Source organism: Rhizobium sp. Pop5, assembly GCF_024721175.1.
Classification (GTDB): domain Bacteria; phylum Pseudomonadota; class Alphaproteobacteria; order Rhizobiales; family Rhizobiaceae; genus Rhizobium.
Genome location: NZ_CP099399.1, coordinates 2717111 through 2738506, shown reverse-complemented (window position 1 = coordinate 2738506; position 21396 = coordinate 2717111). Strand labels below are relative to the sequence as shown.

At 61.9% G+C, this 21396-nt stretch carries 24 protein-coding genes and 2 pseudogenes; 13 read left to right on the top strand and 13 right to left on the bottom strand.

Annotated features, from left to right (window positions below; genetic code table 11):
* Window positions 1-2: 2 nt before the first annotated feature.
* From pgeF to lgt, 3 genes are all read right to left on the bottom strand, one after another.
* On the bottom strand, window positions 3-797 hold the full coding sequence (gene pgeF / locus NE852_RS15900; RefSeq protein WP_008530798.1) for a peptidoglycan editing factor PgeF: 795 nt from the start codon (window positions 795-797) through the stop codon (window positions 3-5).
* Between the two features lie 99 nt (window positions 798-896).
* Window positions 897-1997 carry a class I SAM-dependent methyltransferase gene (locus tag NE852_RS15895; protein ID WP_258155821.1) on the bottom strand — a complete coding sequence of 367 codons (1101 nt, stop codon included), beginning with the start codon at window positions 1995-1997 and terminating at the stop codon, window positions 897-899.
* Window positions 1998-2016: 19 nt separating this feature from the next.
* Entirely contained in the window at window positions 2017-2865 is an 849-nt protein-coding gene (gene lgt, locus NE852_RS15890) for a prolipoprotein diacylglyceryl transferase (protein ID WP_258155820.1), read from the bottom strand.
* A gap of 203 nt (window positions 2866-3068) precedes the next feature.
* Here lgt and NE852_RS15885 point away from each other — a divergent pair, with 203 nt between their 5' ends.
* The 4 genes from NE852_RS15885 to NE852_RS15870 all read left to right on the top strand — a co-directional run bounded on the left by NE852_RS15885 (window position 3069) and on the right by NE852_RS15870 (window position 5454).
* On the top strand, window positions 3069-3329 hold the full coding sequence (locus NE852_RS15885) for an accessory factor UbiK family protein (RefSeq protein WP_008530809.1): 261 nt from the start codon (window positions 3069-3071) through the stop codon (window positions 3327-3329).
* A gap of 442 nt (window positions 3330-3771) precedes the next feature.
* Window positions 3772-4272 (top strand): YbjN domain-containing protein, encoded by a 501-nt coding sequence (locus NE852_RS15880; protein ID WP_258155819.1) that lies wholly within the window; start codon window positions 3772-3774, stop codon window positions 4270-4272.
* Window position 4273: 1 nt separating this feature from the next.
* Window positions 4274-5101: a pyrroline-5-carboxylate reductase gene (gene proC / locus NE852_RS15875; protein WP_258155818.1), complete on the top strand. Its 828-nt coding sequence runs from the start codon at window positions 4274-4276 to the stop codon at window positions 5099-5101.
* A gap of 11 nt (window positions 5102-5112) precedes the next feature.
* Window positions 5113-5454, top strand: coding sequence for a tRNA-binding protein (locus NE852_RS15870; protein WP_008530819.1), 342 nt, complete (start codon window positions 5113-5115; stop codon window positions 5452-5454).
* A 56-nt stretch (window positions 5455-5510) separates the two neighbouring features.
* On the opposite strand, the gene NE852_RS15865 is transcribed toward NE852_RS15870, so the two are convergent.
* Window positions 5511-6164 carry an MBL fold metallo-hydrolase gene (locus tag NE852_RS15865; protein ID WP_008530821.1) on the bottom strand — a complete coding sequence of 218 codons (654 nt, stop codon included), beginning with the start codon at window positions 6162-6164 and terminating at the stop codon, window positions 5511-5513.
* 287 nt (window positions 6165-6451) lie between these two features.
* Here NE852_RS15865 and NE852_RS15860 point away from each other — a divergent pair.
* Both NE852_RS15860 and NE852_RS15855 read left to right on the top strand, forming a co-directional pair.
* Window positions 6452-7068 (top strand): annotated as a pseudogene (locus tag NE852_RS15860) (DUF1236 domain-containing protein).
* A 174-nt stretch (window positions 7069-7242) separates the two neighbouring features.
* Entirely contained in the window at window positions 7243-7512 is a 270-nt protein-coding gene (locus NE852_RS15855) for a hypothetical protein (protein ID WP_008530823.1), read from the top strand.
* Between the two features lie 149 nt (window positions 7513-7661).
* On the opposite strand, the gene NE852_RS32755 is transcribed toward NE852_RS15855, so the two are convergent.
* The gene (locus NE852_RS32755) at window positions 7662-7829 is read right to left on the bottom strand and encodes an aminotransferase class IV (protein ID WP_374991987.1); all 168 of its coding nucleotides are present in this window, start codon (window positions 7827-7829) and stop codon (window positions 7662-7664) included.
* A 341-nt stretch (window positions 7830-8170) separates the two neighbouring features.
* Between NE852_RS32755 and NE852_RS15845 the strand changes: the two genes are divergently transcribed.
* The 3 genes from NE852_RS15845 (at window position 8171) to NE852_RS15835 (ending at window position 10820) form a co-directional block, all read left to right on the top strand.
* Window positions 8171-8662, top strand: a complete 492-nt coding sequence (locus tag NE852_RS15845; RefSeq protein ID WP_008530827.1) for a MarR family winged helix-turn-helix transcriptional regulator — start codon at window positions 8171-8173, stop codon at window positions 8660-8662.
* On the top strand, window positions 8663-9364 hold the full coding sequence (locus NE852_RS15840; protein ID WP_258155817.1) for a response regulator: 702 nt from the start codon (window positions 8663-8665) through the stop codon (window positions 9362-9364). It abuts the gene before it with no gap.
* Window positions 9365-9443: 79 nt separating this feature from the next.
* The gene (locus NE852_RS15835; protein WP_008530834.1) at window positions 9444-10820 is read left to right on the top strand and encodes an ATP-binding protein; all 1377 of its coding nucleotides are present in this window, start codon (window positions 9444-9446) and stop codon (window positions 10818-10820) included.
* Here the strand turns inward: NE852_RS15835 and NE852_RS15830 are convergent.
* On the bottom strand, window positions 10817-11272 hold the full coding sequence (locus tag NE852_RS15830; protein WP_008530835.1) for a helix-turn-helix domain-containing protein: 456 nt from the start codon (window positions 11270-11272) through the stop codon (window positions 10817-10819). The genes NE852_RS15835 and NE852_RS15830 overlap by 4 nt on opposite strands.
* Before the next feature lie 35 nt (window positions 11273-11307).
* On the opposite strand from NE852_RS15830, the gene NE852_RS15825 reads away from it, so the two are divergent.
* Window positions 11308-12180: an oxidoreductase gene (locus NE852_RS15825; RefSeq protein ID WP_258155816.1), complete on the top strand. Its 873-nt coding sequence runs from the start codon at window positions 11308-11310 to the stop codon at window positions 12178-12180.
* Between the two features lie 112 nt (window positions 12181-12292).
* On the opposite strand, the gene NE852_RS15820 is transcribed toward NE852_RS15825, so the two are convergent.
* The 3 genes from NE852_RS15820 to NE852_RS15810 all read right to left on the bottom strand — a co-directional run bounded on the left by NE852_RS15820 (window position 12293) and on the right by NE852_RS15810 (window position 14509).
* On the bottom strand, window positions 12293-12769 hold the full coding sequence (locus tag NE852_RS15820) for a BA14K family protein (RefSeq protein WP_008530844.1): 477 nt from the start codon (window positions 12767-12769) through the stop codon (window positions 12293-12295).
* 147 nt (window positions 12770-12916) lie between these two features.
* Window positions 12917-13132: a cold-shock protein gene (locus NE852_RS15815; protein ID WP_003561293.1), complete on the bottom strand. Its 216-nt coding sequence runs from the start codon at window positions 13130-13132 to the stop codon at window positions 12917-12919.
* A gap of 486 nt (window positions 13133-13618) precedes the next feature.
* Complete coding sequence (locus NE852_RS15810; RefSeq protein ID WP_008530846.1) at window positions 13619-14509, bottom strand: DMT family transporter; 891 nt, start codon at window positions 14507-14509, stop codon at window positions 13619-13621.
* 98 nt (window positions 14510-14607) lie between these two features.
* On the opposite strand from NE852_RS15810, the gene NE852_RS15805 reads away from it, so the two are divergent.
* The gene (locus tag NE852_RS15805) at window positions 14608-15066 is read left to right on the top strand and encodes a hypothetical protein (protein ID WP_008530847.1); all 459 of its coding nucleotides are present in this window, start codon (window positions 14608-14610) and stop codon (window positions 15064-15066) included.
* Window positions 15067-15070: 4 nt separating this feature from the next.
* On the opposite strand, the gene NE852_RS15800 is transcribed toward NE852_RS15805, so the two are convergent.
* The 4 genes from NE852_RS15800 to NE852_RS15785 are packed head-to-tail and all read right to left on the bottom strand — an operon-like array spanning window position 15071 to window position 19664.
* Window positions 15071-16213, bottom strand: a complete 1143-nt coding sequence (locus tag NE852_RS15800) for a PQQ-dependent sugar dehydrogenase (RefSeq protein WP_008530849.1) — start codon at window positions 16211-16213, stop codon at window positions 15071-15073.
* Between the two features lie 59 nt (window positions 16214-16272).
* Window positions 16273-17046 (bottom strand): class GN sortase, encoded by a 774-nt coding sequence (locus tag NE852_RS15795; RefSeq protein ID WP_008530851.1) that lies wholly within the window; start codon window positions 17044-17046, stop codon window positions 16273-16275.
* Window positions 17036-19399, bottom strand: coding sequence for a marine proteobacterial sortase target protein (locus NE852_RS15790; RefSeq protein ID WP_258155815.1), 2364 nt, complete (start codon window positions 19397-19399; stop codon window positions 17036-17038). The genes NE852_RS15795 and NE852_RS15790 overlap by 11 nt, the downstream gene beginning before the upstream one ends.
* Window positions 19400-19409: 10 nt before the next feature.
* Window positions 19410-19664, bottom strand: coding sequence for a hypothetical protein (locus NE852_RS15785; protein ID WP_008530854.1), 255 nt, complete (start codon window positions 19662-19664; stop codon window positions 19410-19412).
* 120 nt (window positions 19665-19784) lie between these two features.
* Between NE852_RS15785 and NE852_RS15780 the strand changes: the two genes are divergently transcribed.
* Together NE852_RS15780 and NE852_RS32750 are read left to right on the top strand one after the other, a co-directional pair.
* Complete coding sequence (locus tag NE852_RS15780; RefSeq protein WP_008530855.1) at window positions 19785-20987, top strand: pyridoxal phosphate-dependent aminotransferase; 1203 nt, start codon at window positions 19785-19787, stop codon at window positions 20985-20987.
* A gap of 53 nt (window positions 20988-21040) precedes the next feature.
* Window positions 21041-21151 (top strand): annotated as a pseudogene (locus NE852_RS32750) (prevent-host-death protein); the annotation flags it as partial.
* Window positions 21152-21396 lie beyond the last annotated feature (245 nt).

The following is a 21396-nucleotide window of genomic DNA, read 5'->3' as shown; positions in this document are numbered from 1 at the left end:
GCTCAATTCTCCCTGATTGATATCGCTGAAATCTGGCGGCCGTAGTCCGGCTCCTTGCGATGTGTCGTCCTGCGGTAGGAAAAGAAGCGATCGCTGTCTGGATAGGTGCAGAGGCCGAGGCTCTCGGCGCGTACGCCGGCCTGGGCCAGTCGCTCGACGGTCAGCGCCGGCAGATCGAACATGGCGTGGCCTGATGTTGCGGAAGGTGCGAAGAAACGCTCGTAATCCGGGCTTTCGGCAATGAAACGATCGACGAATTCCGGGCCGACCTCGTAGCTTGCCTGGCTGATCGAGGGACCGAGGCAGGCGACGATGCTGTCGCGGTCAGCGCCCAGGGCCTCCATAGCGGCGACGGTATTTTCGATGATGCCGGTCAGCGCGCCTTTCCAGCCGGCATGGGCGGCGCCGATGACGCGGTTGCCCGGATCGGCAAAAAGGATCGGACCGCAATCGGCGGCGAGCACGCCAAGCGCAATGCCGGGTACTGCTGTCACCAGCGCATCCGCATCCGGACGGGCGCCGTCATAGTGGGCGCCGACCGTCACGACATCGGGCGAGTGAACCTGATGCACGGTTGCCAGCCGCTCGAGCGGCAGGCCGAACCAGGCTGCGACCCGGCGGCGGTTTTCCATGACATTGTCGCGCTCGTCGCTGGAGCTGAGGCCGACATTGAGGCCGCGATAGATGCCTTCGGAAACGCCGCCGGCCCGGGTGAAATAGCCGTGGCGGATGGTGCCGTCCGTTGCTTCGTTCAGCAGTGCGCTTTCGATCGGTGCTGGAAAGGCCGCGTGCTGCATCGGTGATTCCGGAGGTTTCGAAGGGGTTGTCATGTTTCCAAGCGCATCGTTCTTGCGGCGCGTTTCGCGCGGGATGTTGGCCCAGCCGCGTGCGGCCTGTCAATCCACAGGACGAAAGGGCATGAGATCGACTGCGGGATGGGAGACCGCCATGACCTTGAAGAGTTCGCCCATCCGGCCTTCACCGGCGCCGGCAAGCCTGTCGACCGCGGTCTGGATGACCTGCTGGGTCTGCGGCTCGCGGTCGCGGCCGAGGGCGGCTGCACGTTCGAGGATGCCGAGGCCGGTCAGGAAGTCGCCCTGATGCAGGGCGCCGTTCAGATGGAGGCCGGCCGAAAGCGCCGTTTCGGCAAGCTGCTGGAAATCGACATGGCTCGTCAGATCGGCTTCGCCGGGATGGGCGAGCGGCGGATCGAATTCATGCATGCGCACGGCCTGCAGCGTATCGCCGAAGCCGGTGACGAGATGGCCGTAGTCGATGGCGAGCGCCGTGCCGCCAAAGGCGCGCAGCCGCTCGCAGATCGCCATCATTACGGCCTGGCGGGCGGGCGAGATCTCGAAGAGCGTGCCGAGCGACAGGTTCTGCACCGGTTCCGGGAGAAGCGCGGGATCGAGGCCGGCGACGCCGGCGGCGAAGGTCAGTTCGCCATCGGCATCGAGCCCGACCATGCGCTCGCGGAAACCGGTCTGCGTGCGGATGAACTGGCGGATCGGGATCGCGTCGAACAGCTCGTTGGCGGCGATCAGCGTGAAGCCGGACGGTACTTCATCGAAACCGTTGTGCCAGGCGATCTTGTCGCCGTAATCCTCGAGCGTCTGGTTCTGGACATCGCGCAGGCGCTCGCTGGTTTCGACGAGATGCACGGTCATGGTGTCGAAAAGCGGCGGAGCGATGCGGGCGATGACGCGCAGCATGTCAGCCATCATCGTGCCGCGGCCGGGGCCGATCTCGACCAGGCGCACGCCGGCCGGCGTGCCATGGCGCTGCCAGGCATGGACGATGAAGACACCGATCATCTCGCCGAAGATCTGGCTGACCTCCGGCGCGGTGACGAAATCGCCGGAGCGGCCGAAGGGCTCGCGGGTGCGATAATAGCCGTGTTCGGGATCGGCGAGGCAGAGCGAGAAATAATCGGTGACGCTGATCGGGCCGTTGGCCTGGATGATCGCCTTGATCTTTTCGCCTAAAGCGGTGGTCATCTTGCTCGTCCTGCCGTTGTCAGAGCTGCAGCGCAGCCTGGCGGCGGGCCCTCAGCATTGCCCAGAGGCCAAGCAGGATCATCGGAGAAGAAAGCACCATGCCCATGGTCAGCCAGTTCGTGCCGAGGAGATAGCCGAGCTGGGCGTCGGGTTCGCGGAAGAATTCGACGAAGATGCGCGACAGCGCATAGCCGCAAACGAAGACGCCGGTGACGAAGCCCGGGCATTTCAGCGCGCGCATGCCATAGACGAGCGCGGCCAGCACCAGGAGCAGAACGATGCCTTCGAGGCCGGCCTCGTAAAGCTGGCTCGGGTGGCGGGCGAAGGGACCGCCAGTCGGGAAGACCACGGACCAGGGCACGTCAGTCAGCCGGCCCCAGAGCTCGCCATTGATGAAATTGGCGATGCGGCCGAAGAAGAGGCCGAAGGGAACGACGGCGGCGACGATGTCGAACAGGCTCCAGATCGGAATGGCATTGCGGCGGGCAAAGATGATCATGGCGATCGTCGTGCCGGTCAGGCCGCCATGGAAGGACATGCCGCCGTTCCAGATCTCGACCGCGCGGATCGGGTCGCGCAGGACGGCGGAAAGGTCGTAGAAGAAGATATAGCCGAGACGGCCGCCGAGGACGACGCCGAGGGCCGCCCAGACGATGAAATCGTCGAGCTGCGTACGCGATATCGGCGAGGCATTACCAGGCCACAGGCTGTCATTGGCGGCGATGCGGCGCGCATAGGCCCAGCCGAGCAGGATGCCGGCGACATAAGCCAGGCCGTACCAGTGAATCGCCAGCGGACCGATCGAAAAGGCGATCGGATCGATATCCGGAAAAGGCATGATGGCAAGGAGATTGGCTGCTGTCGGCAAGGTTTTCCCACCTGTTTTGTTGCGCGGAACATGCCGCCGCGATCCCGGACGGTCAAGTCCATTGTTCGTGATCGCTCTTTCGCGCTTGTCCCACGCAGGCCCTATCCCGCGCAAAGCGCTTGCATCGCGGGTGGCGAAGCCCTACCTCAATTCCCGAGGCCCCAAAGGGCTGAATTCACCTCATGCGAAGGGAGAAAAACGCCATGACGACCGGAACGAACCGCATCATGGACGAATTCGCCAAGCTGATGACCGATGCGGCCGGTGCCGCCCAGGGCGTCCGCAAGGAGATCGAGACCGCCTTCAACGCCCAGGCCGAGCGTTGGCTGAACAGCATGGATATCGTCAAGCGCGAGGAGTTCGAAGCCGTGCGCGAGATGGCGATCAAGGCGCGCGACGAAAACGAGGCGCTTGCCGCCCGCATCGCCGCACTCGAGGCAAAGCTTGCCGGCGAAAGCCGCTAAATACGGCGCGATCGCAGGGCCGCTGCTCATTTATGCGGGATCTGCCTCAAAGTCCCAATGCGACACAAGATGCGGCATGGCCTTATTGCCACATGCCGCATCTTTCATAAAAAATTCAGGTGAGTTTTTCCACCTGTGGACACTGCCAAAAAAGCCAATTCGCAGAGTCGCTTATTCTCCCTTCTGAATTGAATTTCGAAGAGCCTTTCCACAGTGGCTGGCCCTATTTTCCCTTCTGGGGGCTGGCAGGTGGCAAGGGGCGCTATACACTGATTTTAAATGATGATTCGAAGCGACTTGGTAAGCTCCGGGCAGGTTATCTGCGTTAAAGTCTGGCAGCGGTTCAACGATCATCCGATTGGTGGTTCCGGTATTTGCGTGTGTCTTTCTTGTGTTCGTACCCCAAGTTAGTTCGCATTCATTCCGGTCAAGAAGGTGCTGCATGAGCCTGATGGAATTGGAAGTCGAGCGTCAGTCGAACCCGGTCGATATGATCGAGTACGTGGCCTCCAACAACGACTGGTCGTTCGAACGGTCCGGCGAGGACGAGATCGCGATGACGGTCGAGGGCCGCTGGGCGGACTATCATGTCTCCTTCTCCTGGATGGAGGAATTCGAGGCGCTGCATCTCGGCTGCGCCTTCGATATCAAGGTTCCCGAAATCAGGGTCAACGAGGTGGTCAAGCTGCTCTCGGCGATCAACGGCCAGGTGCTGATGGGGCATTTCGACCTCTGGCGCCAGGAAGATGTCGTCATCTTCCGCCAGTCGCTGCTGCTTGCCGGCGGTGCGGAACCCACCAACCGCCAGGTGGAAGTGCTGCTTTCCAGCGCGCTCGATACCTGCGAGGCCTATTTCCAGGCATTCCAGTTCGTCGTCTGGTCCGGCATGGACGCGGCGAAGGCGATGGAAGCCGTGCTCTTCGAAACGGTCGGCGAGGCATAAGATGCCGGCGAACGCTTTCTCCTCCAAAAATCCCGTCGTCCTGATCGGCGCCGGAAACATGGGCGGGGCGATGCTCTCCGGCTGGCTGAAGAGCGGCGTGCCGGGCTCGGCCGTCATCGTCGTCGATCCCGGCCCGTCGCAGGCGATGCTGGCGACGATCGGCGAGGCGGGAGCGACCCATCTGACCGTCCTTCCGCCAAAATTGAAGGCGGGGGTGCTGTTCCTTGCGGTCAAGCCGCAGGTGATGGAAACGGTGCTGCCTGCCGTGAAGAGCGCTGTCGGGCCGGAAACGGTCGTCGTTTCCGTCGCAGCCGGCAAGACACTCGGCTTCCTCGAAAAGCATCTCGGCCAAGCCGCCATGGTGCGCGCCATGCCGAACACACCGGCCATGGTCGGACGCGGCGTCACCGGCGCCTTTGCCAATTCCGCGGTCAGCGCTCCGCAGCGCGAACGCGTCCATGCCCTTCTGCGCGTCTCAGGCCCGGTCGAATGGGTGCCTGACGAGGCCGATATCGATGCCGTGACGGCGCTTTCGGGCAGCGGTCCGGCCTATGTGTTTTATCTCGTGGAATGCATGGCAGAAGCAGGCCGTAAACTCGGCCTGCAGGCGGACCTCGCCATGCGTCTTGCGCGGGAAACGGTCGCGGGGGCTGGTGAACTTTTGCACCAGTCCCCCGACGAAGCCTCGCGGCTGCGGCAAAATGTGACCTCTCCAGGCGGCACGACGGCGGCAGCGCTCGCCGTGCTGATGGCCGAGGACGGCATGCAGCCCCTGTTCGATGCGGCCCTCGCCGCTGCGCGCAAACGGGCCGAAGAACTGGCCGGCTGACAGAGATCCAGATGGCCGAAGAGATCACCTATGCCGATTTCGAGCGCGTCGACATTCGTGTCGGCACGATCATCGAGGCGAGCCCCTTTCCGGAAGCGCGCAAGCCGGCATTCAAGCTGGTCATCGATTTCGGCCCCGAGATCGGCCTCAAGAAATCCTCAGCGCAGATCACCGTGCATTACACGCTGGAAAGCCTGGTAGGCCGGCAGGTGCTCGCCGTCGTCAACTTCCCGCCGCGCCAGATCGGGCCGGTCCGCTCGGAAGTGCTGACGCTGGGCTTCGAGGACGAGAACGGCGCGATCGTGCTTGCGGCGGTCGAACAGCCGGTGCCGAACGGCAAGAAGATGATGTGAGCGAAAGCTCACATCGCTTTGTCGGGCGTCTTGCATGATGCACCCGCGTCGAGTGCTTACCGAGGCTTGATTTCCTGCAGAAACGGATTGCTGCGCCGCTCGTCGCCGATGCGGCTGCCGGGGCCGTGGCCGCAGATGAAGCCGACGTCGTCGCCGAGCGGCAGCACCTTGTCGCGGATCGAATCGAGCAGCTGCTGATGATTGCCACCCGGCAGGTCGGTGCGGCCGATCGAGCCGTTGAAAAGCACGTCGCCGAGATGGGCGAAATTCTGCGCGCGGTTGAAATAGATGACGTGGCCAGGTGCATGGCCAGGGGTGTGATAGACCTCGAATTCGTGGGCGCCGAAGGAGACCTTGTCGCCATCCTTCAGCCAGCGGTCGGGCAGAACGTTGCGCAACCCCGTTATGCCGTATTTTTCGGCCTGGGTCTCGATGCGCTGGAGCAGAGGCAGGTCATCTTGATGCGGGCCGACCACATCGACGCCGAGGGCTTCCTTCAACTCCCTGGCGCCGCCCGCATGGTCGAGATGGCCGTGTGTCAGCCAGATTTCCTTGATGGTCAGGCCGCTTTTCTCGATCGCCTGAAGGATCAGCGGCACATCGCCGCCCGGATCGACGACAACACCTTCCTGGGTATCGGGGTCGAAGAAGACCGTGCAGTTCTGCTGGAAGGGTGTAACCGGGATGATGCCGGCCTGGAGCATGCCCATAAGTGCCTCGCGTGGTGTCTCGAATGCTCAGCATATAGTCCGAAACGACGGTGAGGGCAGCCGGAATCTTCTGCGTTTCGGGATTGTTTCACGGCCAAAAGACAGGCTGAAACAAGAATTTATGAATCTTTCCGCCATCGGCACGGGTCGGAAAAATCGCATTTTATCCAGATTATTCAAGCGTTTGCGTGATGCATCTCATGCGTGCCGTTTCCCGGCGGGCAACGCACGGGAACATCGTGGAACGCCGCGCGTTGTCCGGCCATCGAAACCAAGGAGACGCTCACATGACCTTGAAAAGAAACATCCTGTTGGCTGGAGCCGTGCTCCTGGCGAGCGGTGGTCTTGCGCAAGCGGAGATGGTGGCGACAACCATCAATGATCTCAACGTCCGCGCCGGCCCCGGCCCGCAATATCCGGCCGTCGGTCTTGCCACCCGTGGCTCGACCGCGGTGCTGGACGGCTGCATCGAGGGCAGCCGCTGGTGCCGCGTCGATTTCAATGGCGTGCGCGGCTGGGTCTATGCCGATTACCTGCAGGTCGACCGCGGCGGCACTCCCGTCATCGTCGAACAGCACCGCACCGAGATCGGCGTTCCGGTCGTGACCTACGAGTCGACCGCCAGTGTCGTGCCCGCTGAGCCGCAGCCGGCGCCTGGGATGAGTTGATCGGTCCTGTCGGGGCTGTCGAGACGATCACGCCACCGGAGACGGTGCGGACCTATATCGAGACCAATCCGGCTGATACCGTGCGGCTCGGCGGCGATGTCGTGGTCGGCGCAGAAGTGCCTGCCGACGTCACTTTCCAGACGATTCCGGATTACGAATATCGTTATACCAGGATCAACGACCGGCCCGTCCTGGTCGATCCCGGTACCCGCCGGATCGTTTACGTCTACCAATGACGCATGAGAAGTCACAAGCGAGGCGGTGTCGGGCCGCCTCGTTCCCACTTCTGCGCGCCTTAATCCCGCATCGGTTGATTTTTCTCACGCTTTTCTCCTGAATATGATAAAATACTAATATGCCGAGGGTTCGGCATGAACGGGCGATCGGGGAGATCGCCACAGGAGGAAAAAATGGAAGCGCTACTTCCGCTCGTCATCCAATTGATTGCAGGCGCCATCGGCGGCAACGCCGCAAGCGCCGCCTTGAAGCAGCAGGCGCTCAATGTCGTCGCTCGCACGATCGCAGGCGCGATCGGCGGTGTGGGCGGCGGAATGCTGCTCAGCATGGTCGGCGGCGAAGCGGCTATGACCGGGCTGATCGCCGAGGGCATCGGCGCCCTCATCGGCGGCGGCATTCTCTCGACGCTCGCCGGCGTGGTCATGGCGCGGGCGCATAGGTAAAAGCTTCGGCAGGTTTCCCTGGCCGGATCGATTTGCATGAGGCGTTTATTCGGCGGCGACCGCCGCCGGATAGACTTCCACCATATAGTCGTTCAGCAGCGTTTCGGAGCTGAAGCCGGGAAGCTCTTCCGGCTGGATCGAGCGCTCGATCACTCGATGCCGCGGCGCCTGGCTGGTTCGATGACGGTCCGGCGGGTGATGCCGTTCAGGAAGCAATCCGGGACCGGCGTCTGGATGACGCCGTCCTTGATGAAGAAGATGTTGGCGCCTTTGGCTTCGGGCGACCTGGGATAGTCGAGCATCATAACTGAAGCCATCCTCAAACTCCTCCGGCGCTTCATGCGCCATGCCTGTTGATTGTTGTCCCCATTACGTTTTATCCACAGACGCAAGGGGAAATCACGTATTGCATCGGAGTTGCGGGCGGGCCTTGGTTTTTCCTGCATAGTTCCTCAAATCGGAATCGATTTGAGAATGACGTTATGCAGCAATTCAAGTGCTACAAATCCTTTGCCCGTCTGAAAGACTGCGGCGCTGTAGGGTAATACAGTCCGGACGGGGCTCCCGCAGAGTTCCGGGAAGCAGATGGCGACGCAAAAACTGACATATCTTCGCGAAGCATTTCCGAAATGCGCGGAAAGAGAAAGGAAAATGCCGAGTGTCACGACAGACCGGAGCGAAAGCAGGCAAGCCGGAGCCGCTGGCCACGCCGATGGAAGATACCGACATCATCGATTTCGAGATCATCGAGCTGTTTTTCTTCGCCTATCGCGACTTCGTTTCCGATCCTGACGCCATTCTCGAAAAGAGCGGTTTCGGCCGGGCCCATCACCGCGTCGTGCATTTCGTCAATCGCAATCCCGGCATGACGGTGGCCGATCTTCTCGATACGCTGAAGATCACCAAGCAGAGCCTTGCAAGGGTGCTGAAACAGCTGATCGATTCAGGCTATATTCGCCAGGTGGCCGGCCCTGAAGACCGGCGGCAGCGCAAGCTCTATCCGACGAAAACGGGGCGTGAACTGGCGCTTGCCCTTGCGGAGCCCCAATCGCGCCGCATTGAGCGGGCATTCGATGGTGCTTCTGCGGAGGCGCGAGAGGGCGTAAAGGCATTCCTCAGAGGCATGCGGGACAGACAGAAGGCGGATTGAATGGCGGTCAAGACAGGAATTTCCGACGATGCGGCGCATCTGCTGGTGGTCGATGACGACTCCCGCATCCGCGCCCTGCTCAATCGTTACCTCGCCGAGAACGGCTTCCGCGTCACCGTCGCCGCCGACGGCGCTGAGGCGCAGCGCAAGCTCGCCGGGCTCGATTTCGACCTCATCATCATGGACGTGATGATGCCCGGAGAATCCGGCATCGACGTCACCCGTGGGCTTCGGGCCATCAAGAACGTGCCGATTATCATGCTGACGGCGCTGGCGGAATCGGGCAACCGCATCGAAGGCCTGGAGGCGGGTGCCGACGACTATCTCTCCAAGCCTTTCGATCCGCGCGAGCTGGTGCTGCGCATCAACAATATCCTGCGCCGCAACGCCGGCGGCGAGGGGCCGAAGATCGAGCAGGTCATGTTCGGGCCCTATACTTTCTCGCTCACCCGCAAGGAACTGAAGAGAGCGAGCGAGGTGATCCGGCTGACCGACCGCGAACAGGAGATCATGCTGCTCTTTGCGCGGCGCGCCGGCGACACGATTCCCCGCCACGAACTGATCGGCAACGACACCGAGGTCGGCGAGCGGACGATCGACGTGCAGATCAACCGGCTGCGGCGCAAGATCGAGGACGATCCGGCCAACCCCGTCTGGCTGCAGACCGTGCGCGGTATCGGATACAGGCTGAGCATCGACTAGAGCAATTCCAGCAAAAATGTGAACGGTTTGCGTCCGGAATTGCGCTAAAACAAAGAGATAGAGATCAGGACCGGCGCTGATGGTGACAATGGACAGCTTGCGGCGGGAAGACCGCACTCCCGCGCAGGGCTGGCGCTGGATCGTCCGCTGGCTGCGCCGCCGGTTGCCGACCGGGCTCTATGCTCGGTCGCTGCTGATCATCATCATTCCGATGGTGCTGTTGCAATCGGTCGTCGCCGCCGTCTTCATGGAGCGCCACTGGCAGATGGTAACGGAGCGGCTGTCGCTTGCCGTTACCCGCGACATCGCCGCGATCATCGAGATCGTCGAGACCTATCCGCAGAATTCGGACTATGGCGATATCACTCGCATCGCGCGCGATCAGCTCAACCTGCAGATCTCGATCGAGCCGGACGGCGACCTGCCGCCGCCGCGCATGAAGCCGTTCTTCTCGATCCTCGACGGCATCCTCAGCGATGAGATCACCAACGAGATCCATCGGCCGTTCTGGATCGACACTGTGGGTAATTCGAACCTCGTCGAGATCCGCATCAAGCTCGAGAACAAGATCCTCAGGGTGCTGGCCAAGCGCAGCCAGACCTATGCTTCGAACACCCATATTTTCATCGTCTGGATGGTCGGCACCTCGCTGGTGCTGATCGGCATATCCATCCTCTTCCTGCGCGGGCAGATCCGGCCGATCCTGACGCTGGCGCGGGCGGCCGAAAGCTTCGGCAAGGGGCAGAAGGCCGACAATTTCTATCCGCGCGGCGCCGACGAGGTTCGGCGCGCCGGCCTTGCCTTCATCCAGATGCGCGAGCGAATCGAGCGGCAGATCGAGCAGCGCACGGCAATGCTTTCGGGCGTCAGCCACGATCTGCGCACCATCCTCACCCGCTTCAAGCTGCAATTGGCGCTCGCCGGCGACAATCCCGACCTGCACGGTTTGAATGATGACGTCAACGACATGCAGACGATGCTGGAGGCCTACATGGCCTTCGCACGCGGCGAGGTCGAAGAGGATGTCGGCGAGCTGAAACTGAGCGAGATCTTCCAGAAGCTGGAATCCGATTTCGCCCTGCGCGGCAAGACGTTCAACTATTCGATCGAAGGCGACGACGACATATCCGTCCGGCCGAACGCCTTCATGCGCCTCGTCACCAACCTGGCCTCGAATGCGCAACGTTATGCGCACAGGCTCGACATCGAGGCCAAGCACAATGCCAAATGGCTGACCGTGGTCTTTGACGACGACGGGCCGGGCATTCCGGAAAAGAACCGTGAGGACGTCTTCAAACCGTTCTTCAGGCTGGATTCGGCGCGCAATCTCGATGCGTCGGGCACCGGGCTTGGCCTTGCGATCGCCCGCGACATTGCCCGCAGCCACGGCGGCAACGTCATGCTCGGCGACAGCCCGCTCGGCGGGCTGAGGGCGACGATCCGCATTCCGGCTTAACTCGCTGCCGTCAGCTTCACGGCTTTGCGTGCATCGAAATCGTCCAGACGTTCGACGATCCAGCGCCAGAGCGTTACGACCTGCATGAGGAGATCGCGGCCGAGCGGCGTCAATTCATATTCGACCCGCGGCGGAATCTCGGGATAGAGCGTGCGGATGACAAGGCCATCGTTTTCGAGGGTGCGCAGTGTCTGCGTCAGTACCTTCTGGCTGATGCCCTCGACCCTTTCCAGCAGGCGTGAGAAGCGCAAGGGTGCGCCGGCATCGGAGAGCGTGTGCAGGATGCGCAGCGGCCACTTCGCCGCGGCCCGCTCGATCAAGGTGCGCGCCCGCAAATCCTGTTCGTCCGTCATGTTGCAGCAGAAATCGAATATGTCGCTGGTCACTTCAGTTACCTCGAGGTGCGTATAGATCTTGCCGGTACCTTCTTTCGATCGGAAACAATAGAACATACATGGGCCGGGAGCCAATCAAGGAGAGGTTTCCGATGTCGAAAGTGTGGTTGATTACGGGGAGTTCGCGCGGTCTCGGCCGGGCGCTGGCCGAGGCGGTTCTGGCCGCCGGAGACAATCTGGTGGCGACGGCGCGCAATCCCGACCAGCTTGCCGATCTTTCCGAGCGTTATGGCGGTCAGGTATTGACGCTGCCGCTCGACGTGACCGACGAGGCGGCGGCAGCCGCGGCGGTCGAGGCCTGCGTGGCGAGATTCGGGCGCCTAGACGTGCTCGTCAACAATGCCGGTTTTGGCAATGTCGGCTCGATCGAGGACACCAGCCTTGCCGATTTCCGCGCCCAGATCGAGACCAACCTGTTCGGGACCATCATCATGACCAAGGCGGTCATTGCGCTGATGCGCGGGCAGGGCACGGGCCGTATCATTCAGTTCTCGTCCGTCGGCGGGCGCATCGGGCCTGCTGGACGCGGCGCCTATTCGGCGGCGAAATTCGGCGTCGAAGGTTTTTCCGAGGTGCTGTCGAAAGAAGTCGCACCTTTCGGCATCAAGGTAACGGTGATCGAGCCCGGCGGCTTCCGGACGGATTTCGCCGGCGCCTCGACGGTGCTGGCCGAGGGACGGGCGGAGTATGCGGATACGGTCGGGGCGACGGTGCGTTTCCAGCGTGAGTATGACGGCCGACAGCCCGGCGATCCCGCCAAAGCGGCCGCGGCCGTCATCCATATTGCCGGTCTCGAAGAACCGCCGTTGCGACTGCTGCTCGGCAGCGACGCGGTGCGCAATGTTGAAAAAGCCGATGCGGTGCGCATCAGGTCGGACCAGGAATGGCGCGCTGTCAGCGTCTCAACCGATTTCGATCGGGATACGGAAGTGGGGCCGATGCCTTGGGAGAAGAAGGCCGGTTAAGGAGGCCAAAATAAAAGCGCCGCGGGAAGGCGGCGCTTTGCGTAAAAACAAAAATTTAGAGCGGTTCTGCGCTTCCATGAAAAGGTGAGCCGCTCTAGGGATCGTTGAGCGATCAGCCGGCGGTGCAGAAGTGGCTGCGGCCGTCACCGCCAATATAGGTGCCGCTGCGCGGATCGAAGGAGCGGTAGCGGTAGGAGCAGTAACGCTCCCATTGCGGCGACCAGGGCTCTACCGCCGTGCGAACCGGAGCATAGTATCGCGGCTGCTCGACATACTGCGGCTGCTCGACATATTGCGGTTGCTCGACATAGACGCGGCGCGGGGCGCGGTAGACCGGAGCGGGCTCATAATATCCCGACTGGTAGGGCGGGTCGATGTAGCGGGGCTCATCGTAAACAGGACCGTTGTTGGCGTTGGCGATGGCCGAGCCGACGATCAGGCCGGTGGCGAGGCCGACAGCGCCGCCGACGAGGGCGTCGTTGTTATGATGGCGCCAGTGGTGGTCACCGGCCGATGCTTCGCCGATGACGGAGAGAGTGAGCGCGGCAGCCGTTGCTGTCAGAAGAAGAGTTTTGGCGAGCCTGTTCATAAGTGTAGGTCCTAATCCCCGGGAACCGAACGCCGGTTCCTTCTCGATGGTGATAGTCCTAAAGAATTATAGCTGAACGAAGGCTGAACGACAAAACCCGGCATTGCTGCCGGGCTTCAACTCGAATTCGACAGCCTTGTTAAGGGCTCAGCCGGCAATCTGCAGATTGACTGCCTTGGGGCCCTTGCCGCGGCGATCCGGCTCCGTGTCGAAGCTTACCTTCTGATTTTCCGTCAGACCGGCCAGGCCAGAGGCCTGAACGGCAGAAATGTGAACGAAGATATCGGCGCCGCCCCGGTCCGGCTTGATGAAGCCGAAGCCTTTGTCGGTATTGAAGAATTTTACAGTGCCAGTCTCGGCCATGCCTCAGGTCCTTTTCTCTCTGCCCGCCATCCACACGGGCAGCATCATAGCATTGCCTCCTTGCGGGAGGTGTTGGCAGGCAATTCTTGAAATGTGAGAAAAAGGTCCCCTCTACCTCGGCCTGTTCCAGGCAGAACTTTCGCCTGCCTTATCGGAACCGGCTGACCGGGATATTAGCGTTCCCGGCGCGCAAATACTGAAGGACTTCCCATGCTCGCAAAATGCCCGAACGAGCCGAGAGTGCTGCGTTTAAAGGATTTTGGCAAGCAAAAGTTTTTTAACGTATCCTTGCGGGCACACCCCCGCCGATATCCAAATTGCGCAAAAAAGCAAAATTTCCGCCGCGAATGGGGAATGATTAACGTTTTATATCGTCTGCAATGTAAGTTCCGGGCAGAATTTGCCAAAAATGCAACGTAAACGCGCTTTTGCACTCCATTTGAAAATTTTTTCGAATCCGGCATTCACCCATATTTGGACGCGTGTTCAGCTGGCTGGCAGGCGCCGGCGGGCAAATCCGGGAACGAGCTCGACTACAAGCATAGCGATAAACATTAGCGCGCAACCTGTATAACCAGTCGCCGGCATCGTCTCGCCGAGCAGGAGGGCTGCGAGCGACGCGCCGAAGAGAGCTTCGGACGAGAGAAAGATCGCCGCCTGCGAAGGCGAGGTGTAACGCTGGCCGATCACCTGCAGCACGAAGGCGAGGCCCGAGGAGAAGATGCCGACATAGAGGATCTGAGGTGCCGCCGCCCATATCGCCGAAAGGCTGACCGGTTCGACAGCTGCGGCAATGGTGAGCGCGCAGACCGCGGTGACGGCAAATTGCGTGGCCGAGAGGGCGAGCGGCCTTCCGGTTTCGGAAACGGTGGTGCCGGCAAGCGTGATCTGGATCGCCCAGAAGACGGCGCAGACGACAGTCAGAAGATCGCCCACCGTCAATGCCGAGAGATGACCGCCGGACAGAAGATAGATGCCGGCGACAGCCATCATTGCGCCCGGCCAGATGATCCAATGTGGGGCACGGCGCAGGAAGAACACGGCGATCAGCGGCACGAACACGACATAGAGGCCGGTGATGAAGCTGGAATTCGTCACCGTCGTCGTCTGCAGACCGATCTGCTGCGTGGCTGCGCCGCCGAAAAGGGCAAGGCCGGTCAGGATGTAGAGTTTTGCATGGCGCGCGCTTGTCTTTGCCCTTGCCTTGCGGGCTTCGAAGACAACGAAGGGCACCACAGCCACTGTGGCGACGGCAAAACGCAAGGCGATGAACCAGAAGGGGCCGATTGCCTTCATTGCCGTCGATTGCGCGACGAAGCCGCCGCCCCAGATGGCGGCTGCAAGCAACAGAAGGAGATTCGCCTGAACGCGCGTCATGTCGTCCTCGATTGGGAAGGGAGGTATGCCCGGCGGTTAGCAGTTGCGTTTCTTATAGGCAAGGGCGAAGACTTCACGCCAATCGTTGGAGGTAAGGCATGCAAGGCAACGAGCGGTCGGCCGCGAGCCGCATGGAGGCAGGATATTCCGGGACTCCGCTTGCCAGGAAGCTCGGCCTTGCGCCGGGGCAGGTGGCTGCTCTTCTCGATGTTCCCGAAACGATCGGCGAGATCAACGGTTTCGACGGTTTTGCTTCGCTGGTGCGCGCGCTTCCCGCGTCGCCTGAACGCATATTCGACTATGTGCACCTGTTCACCGCTGAACGAGCGCTGCTGGAGGCTGTTGCGCCCGTGCTTTTACATATCCTGAAACCGGACGGCATGATCTGGATCTCCTGGCCGAAGAAGAGTTCGCACAGGCCGACCGACGTGACAGAGGGCGTGCTGCGGGAGATCCTGCTTCCGACCGGTCTGGTCGACGTCAAGGTCTGCGCTGTCGACGATGTCTGGTCCGGATTGAAATTCGTCATCCGCAAGGAATTGCGCGGCTCGCTCTGACCTCTCAGCCGTTGTTGGCTTCGGCTCTGGAGATCCTCAGCAGCGCGCCGTCGTCCTCGTCGGTCACCATCAGCAGCGCGCCGTCGGGCGCGACGATGACATCGCGGATACGGCCGTATTCGCCTTCGAACAGGCGCTCCTCGGCGACGAAGGCACCGCTCTCGTCACGCTGCATGCGCGAGAGCAGCTGGAATTTCAGCGCCGCGACGAGAAAATTGCCGTCCCATTCCGGGAACATGGCGCCGCGATAGACGACGAGCGCGCCGGGCGCCATTGATGGATCCCAATAATGCAGCGGCTGCTCCAGCCCTTCCTTGGCGGTGCCTTCGCCAATCTTGGCGCCGGAATAGTCGCGGCCGTAGGTGATGATCGGCCAGCCGTAGTTCTTGCCCGGCTCGGGCTGGTTGATCTCGTCGCCGCCGCGCGCGCCGTGTTCGACGGTGTAGAGTTTGCCGTCCTTGGCATCGAAGGTGATGCCTTGCGGGTTGCGATGGCCTTTCGACCAGATTTCCGGCAGCGCCCTACCGCCGTCCTTGAACGGATTATCGGCCGGGATGCTGCCGTCGGCATTGATGTGAACGATCGAGCCGGCGTCGTCCTTCCAATCCTGCGAGCGGTCGCGGTCGCCGCGGTCACCGACGCTGATGAACAAAGAGCCGTCGGGAGCAATCGCGATGCGCGAGCCATATTGGATACTGCCCGAGGTGAAGAGCCGCATGGTGAAGACGGGCGTCACGGCCTCGAGCCTCTTTTCATCGGCGGAAAGCGTGGCGCTGAAGGCTTCGGTGCCGGAGCCTTTGCGGTTGGCGATGGCGGCGGTGAAATAGAGTTTGCGGGATGTCTTGAAGTCCGGTGCGAGCGCCACGTCCATCAAGCCGCCCTGGCCACGGTCGCTGACCTTGGGCACGCCGCCGATCGGTACGGAGACTTTGCCGTCACGGACGATGCGCATGCGGCCCGGCCGCTCGGTGACGAGATAGCCGCCATCGGGCAACACCTCGACCGCCCAGGGATGCTCGAGTCCGTCGGCGAGTTTTTCGACGTGGAGGGTCGGGCCTTGCGTGTTGACGGTATCGGCCGCGTCGGCCGAAACGGCGCTCGCCAGGACCAGCGCTGCGGCGAAATGGAAGGCGGATATTCTGTTCATTGGCTTTTCCGTCGTCTCTCCATGCGGAACGTGGAGCGGGCAGGGGACGGCTTCAACCCTCACTCGGCCTGCAATAACGGCTTTGTGTTCGCCGGTTGAATGGAGCCGGTCGCCTGGCTGTCGACCAGCTCCGCTTCGACGATATAGCGCAACGGTCCACGCTCGGAGGCATTGAAGGGCCAGCAGGTGGCGAGCACCAGATGGCGGCCGTCGGAGGCGGGATCGATGCCGCTTGCATCCCATCGGGCGATGCGGCCTTCACCTGCTTTGAAGGTCAAGACCTTGCCGTCGCGGCGGGTGACCTCGATCGCATCGCCCGGCCTTATATATTGCAGCCAGCGAAAATGCGTGTCGCGATGGGCGGCGATGACGGAGGTGCCTTCGTCGCCGGGCTGCGGTGTGTTGGAAAGCCAGGCCGGACCGAAGGCGAGCGCTTCGCCGGAGGCGCCGGCGAGTACGATCGCCTCCTTGCCGAGGCGCGGCGCGCGCACCTTGGCTTCCGTGGTGAAATCGGCCCAGGGCCAAGGCTTGCTCTCTTCGCCGCGCAGCTCGGCGGCAAAGGCGCGTTTCAGCAAGACCTGCGAGAGCTCCGCCTTCGCCTTCAGCAGGAAACCGTCGCCGATCAGTGCCAGGCCGTAAAGGGCGAGACCGGCAATTGCGAAGGCGATCATCCTTTCGATCGGCGAAAGACGCCAAAGGAAGAAGCCTTTCCTTCTCCGCGTTTTCGGCCTGTCGTGGGCCGTGGCAGCGGCCATGGCGAGTTCCAGATAGGTTGGAAGCGGCTCGAATTCGACCGCTTCCTCAGCCTGGCTTTGGGGGAGCCTAGAGACCATTGCGTTTGGCTCCGGGTGTGATCAGGCCCTTGAGGCGGCGGCGCCAGACGGCGAGCCCGCTTGCCGCCGTCAGTGCCAAGAGCAGCATGGTGAGCCCGCGCATGATCTGTTCGTCGGCGCGGGTTGCCGTCTGCGGCAGGTTCACGGTCGAGGTCTTCCGCGCGATCAGGGTGGCGGCTTTCGCCGTCGGCGCCGCGGCCATCATGCTAGCGATCTCGGGCGTTGCCGCTGCGGCCTGTTCCGGTTCGGCACTTCCATCAGGTGTGGCTGCGCCGTGACGTTCCGTGCCGTCAGGCGGCACGGCATTTTCGCCGAAGACCTTTCCGAAATCCCAGCCCTCGGGCAGGTTGAGCGGCAGCTTCGCTGAGCCGAGCGGCTCATTCGCCGGCCGCGAGGGGGTGACGTCGACGGCGACCAGGCTGGTGACGCGGGAGACGAGATGGTAGGCAAGGGCCACCGTCTCGATGTCCTTGTCGAGCGCTGCCGGCTCCTGACGCTCATAGGCGCGGGCTTCGAAATCGTCGATCTTGCGCCGCGCCCAGAGCTTGGAGATGCCGGTTCCGTCGGCGGCATTGGCGATGTCCATCTCGACGCGCCAGGGCTGATCGCCCGTCTTGCCGACGATCTGCAGTTTGCCGGCCGGCTTTACCTGCGGCAGTTCCGCGGTCAGCACGACGGGTTCGCCACTATAAAGGTCAGGCATCGGATTCGGCGTGATGTCCTCGGCCGTGATGCCTTCGAAGCTTGCAGCGATATCGGTCATAGCGGGATTCTGCAGCTTGGCGAAGAGTTCGCCCATGCGGCTTGCCACCTGGTCGGTCGAGCCGATCTCAGTGAACGTGCCGCGGCCGATCTCGGCCGCCTTGGTCATGAAATAGGTGTTGGGCGCCGAGCCGATGCCGACGGTGAAGACGCGGGCATCGCCGCGGTTTGCCGCGATTTCCTGGAAAAGCTGCTGTTCGTTGCCAATCGCGCCATCCGTGAGAAACACGACCTGGCGCAGCGCTCCCGCCGCGACAGGTCCCTGATTGCGCAGCGCATCCTCGAGGGCCGGCAGCATTTCGGTGCCGCCGTCGGCGGTCAGGCCGTTGACATAGGCGATGGCCTTTTCGCGGTTGTCGGGTGTCGCTGCGACGAGGCCCTTGAAGTAATCGGTCATCGTGTTGTCGAAACGGATGACGTTGAAGCGGTCGTCCGGGTTCAGCCTGGAGATGGCAAGCGCCAGGCTCTGTCTTGCCTGCTCGATCGACTGGCCGGACATGGAGCCGGAATTGTCGATGACGAAGACCACCTCGCGTTTTGGCGGGGCTGCCGCATCCGGCGCGGTGGGCGGGGTGACGAAGGCGAGCAGATAGGTCTTGCCATCCGTCACTTCGCGGAACAGGCCGGCGCTCGGCGTCTTGCCCGGCGCGGCCTTCCAGGTGAGTTCGAAGTCCTTGTCGGCGGGAACGGCGTCGCCCTTCAGACTGATCGTCCTCGTCTGGTCGCCATCCTGCCGGATATCGACTTCGTGGAAGGAGGATTTGACGTCGCCGAGCGGGAAGCCGGCCTTGAGATTGACGGTCAGCGCGACCGGATTGATCCTGGCGTTTTCGCGCGGATCGAGCACGGGGGCTTCGATCTTGTCGCGGTTTTCCACCGGGTCGGATGGCGCTGCGAAGCCGGCGCCATTGTTGAACTCGACGGTCTGGACGATCGGCGCCGGATTGTAGCGCGGCGCTACGACCATCGGGAAGCGGAGCGAGAATTCGCCGCCGGATTGGTGGACCGTCTGCTGGTATTCGATCTGCACGACGATCTCTTCGCCGGGGCCGATATTGGCGACCTGGTTGGTGAAGATGTTCGGCCGCTGCTGTTCGAGAAGTGCGGTCTTCTTGCCTTCGGCCTTGGCCTGCTCGTAGATCGCGCGAGCCTCCTGGCGCGGCTTGATCTGGCCTTCGATGAAGCGTTCGCCGATCTGCATCTTCAGCGCGTCGACGGCGGAATTATCCGGCAGCGGGAAGACGTAAGTGCCCTCGACCCAGCCTTGGCTCGGGTTGCGGAAGCGCTGCGTCACCTTCACCCTGGCGATCGGGCCGGAGACGTCGATTGCGACATCGGTCTTCAGCCGCGGCGCTTCGACAAAGAAGCCCGGCTCCTTCGACGGGAAGAGCAGCGAGCCGCTGTTGACGTCGTTCGGCCGGACAAAGGCGACGAACTGGCTGGATGCCTGCCGCGTCTCGGCGCGGGCGGCGGAGGCAAGTCCCGCCATCGCGGTGATGCAGGCGACAAAGGCGGTGATGGCGACAAGACATGAAATGGAGACCCGGCGCATGCGCATGCGCCGGACGGCAAACTCATCTTCCAGGAACATTGGCCTACCCTCAATAACCAATTTTGGATGAGAGAATGATGCGGCTTCGATCTCGGCGGGCTCGCGACGGAATTGCGGCGGCGCGCGGCATTTGTTGCGGCTTATTCATGGCGATCGCCGAATCCGACGATGCTTCTGATTTCAAGGGATAAATCCGGACGACTTCAGAAATTGATTCAAAATTTTCGGAGGGCGATTTTGCCGCCTGCAGCCGTTTGTCCAGAGCGGTCGGCCGGTCGGGTGGCCGGTGCTGCGAAACGATCAATAAGAATCATTGCCCCCATCACGCCTTTGCGCTTGAAATGCTGTCATACATTGGACATAGAGCTAACCGCAGAACTCCGGTCCCGGCTTTCTGCCCGTTTCAACCAATAGGACCGATATCATGGCCTTCCTTGCCGATGCTCTTTCCCGTGTGAAGCCTTCAGCCACCATCGCCGTTTCCCAGAAAGCGCGCGAGCTGAAAGCCAAAGGACGCGACGTGATCGGCCTCGGCGCAGGTGAGCCGGATTTCGACACGCCGGACAATATCAAGAAGGCGGCCATCGACGCGATCAATCGCGGTGAGACGAAGTACACGCCGGTCTCCGGTATCCCCGAGCTGCGCAAGGCGATCGCCGCGAAGTTCAAGCGCGAGAACGGTCTCGACTATTCCTGGGAACAGACGATCGTCGGCACCGGCGGCAAGCAGATCCTGTTCAACGCCTTCATGGCGACGCTGAACCCCGGCGACGAAGTCGTCATCCCCGCACCTTACTGGGTGTCTTATCCCGAGATGGTGGCGCTCTGCGGTGGCACGCCGGTTTTCGTTTCGGCCACCCAGGAGCATAACTTCAAGCTCCAGCCCGCCGATCTCGAAAAGGCGATCACTGCGAAGACCAAGTGGTTCGTCTTCAACTCGCCGTCCAACCCGACGGGTGCTGCCTATACGCATGCCGAGCTGAAGGCGCTGACCGACGTTTTGATGAAGCATCCGCATGTCTGGGTGCTGACGGACGACATGTACGAGCACCTGACCTATGGCGACTTCAAGTTCGCCACGCCCGTCGAAGTCGAGCCGAAACTCTACGACCGCACGCTGACGATGAACGGCGTCTCCAAGGCCTATGCGATGACCGGCTGGCGTATCGGCTATGCGGCCGGCCCGCTTCAGCTCATCAAGGCGATGGACATGATCCAGGGGCAGCAGACCTCGGGTGCGACGTCGATCGCCCAGTGGGCTGCCGTCGAAGCTTTGAACGGCACGCAGGACTTCATCCCGGCGAACAAGAAGATCTTCGAAGGCCGCCGCGATCTCGTCGTTTCCATGCTGAACCAGGCCAAGGGCATCGTCTGCCCGGTGCCGGAAGGCGCCTTCTACGTCTATCCGTCCTGCGCCGGCCTGATCGGCAAGACGGCGCCGTCGGGTAAGGTCATCGAAACGGACGAGGATTTCGTTTCGGAGCTTCTGGAATCGGAAGGCGTTGCCGTCGTTCACGGCTCGGCCTTCGGCCTCGGTCCGAACTTCCGCATCTCCTATGCGACATCGGAAGAGCTTCTCGAAGAAGCCTGCCGCCGCATCCAGCGCTTCTGCGGCGCCTGCAAGTAAGCGGATTGCTGCAGCATCGATCAAAGGCCCGCCGGCGACGGCGGGCCTTTTGTTTGGGCGGCGTTGACGATGTGGCTGCATGTGTCGAGGTGTGCGAGACCGTGGTGGTGACACGCAACGGCCGGCCGGTATTCGATCTCGCGCCGCATCAGAAGCGCGGAGGGAACGCTTGCAGCTTGTGATAGTCAACCGGCTGCTCGCAGATCATCTGCTTGCGTTGCGGCTCTGATCTCACATTCGGATTCAACAGGCTGCGCATTGGATTCCGCTTCGCCTCGCAAGTCATTGAAATCCGATTCAAAACGTGACGAGGTGCGACGGTTCGGCGGGTTATCTGCGGTTGCGGGCCGACGCCAAACCAACTAGATATCCGGCATCAAGTTTAAGTCGCCACTTCGGGAGCCGTGAT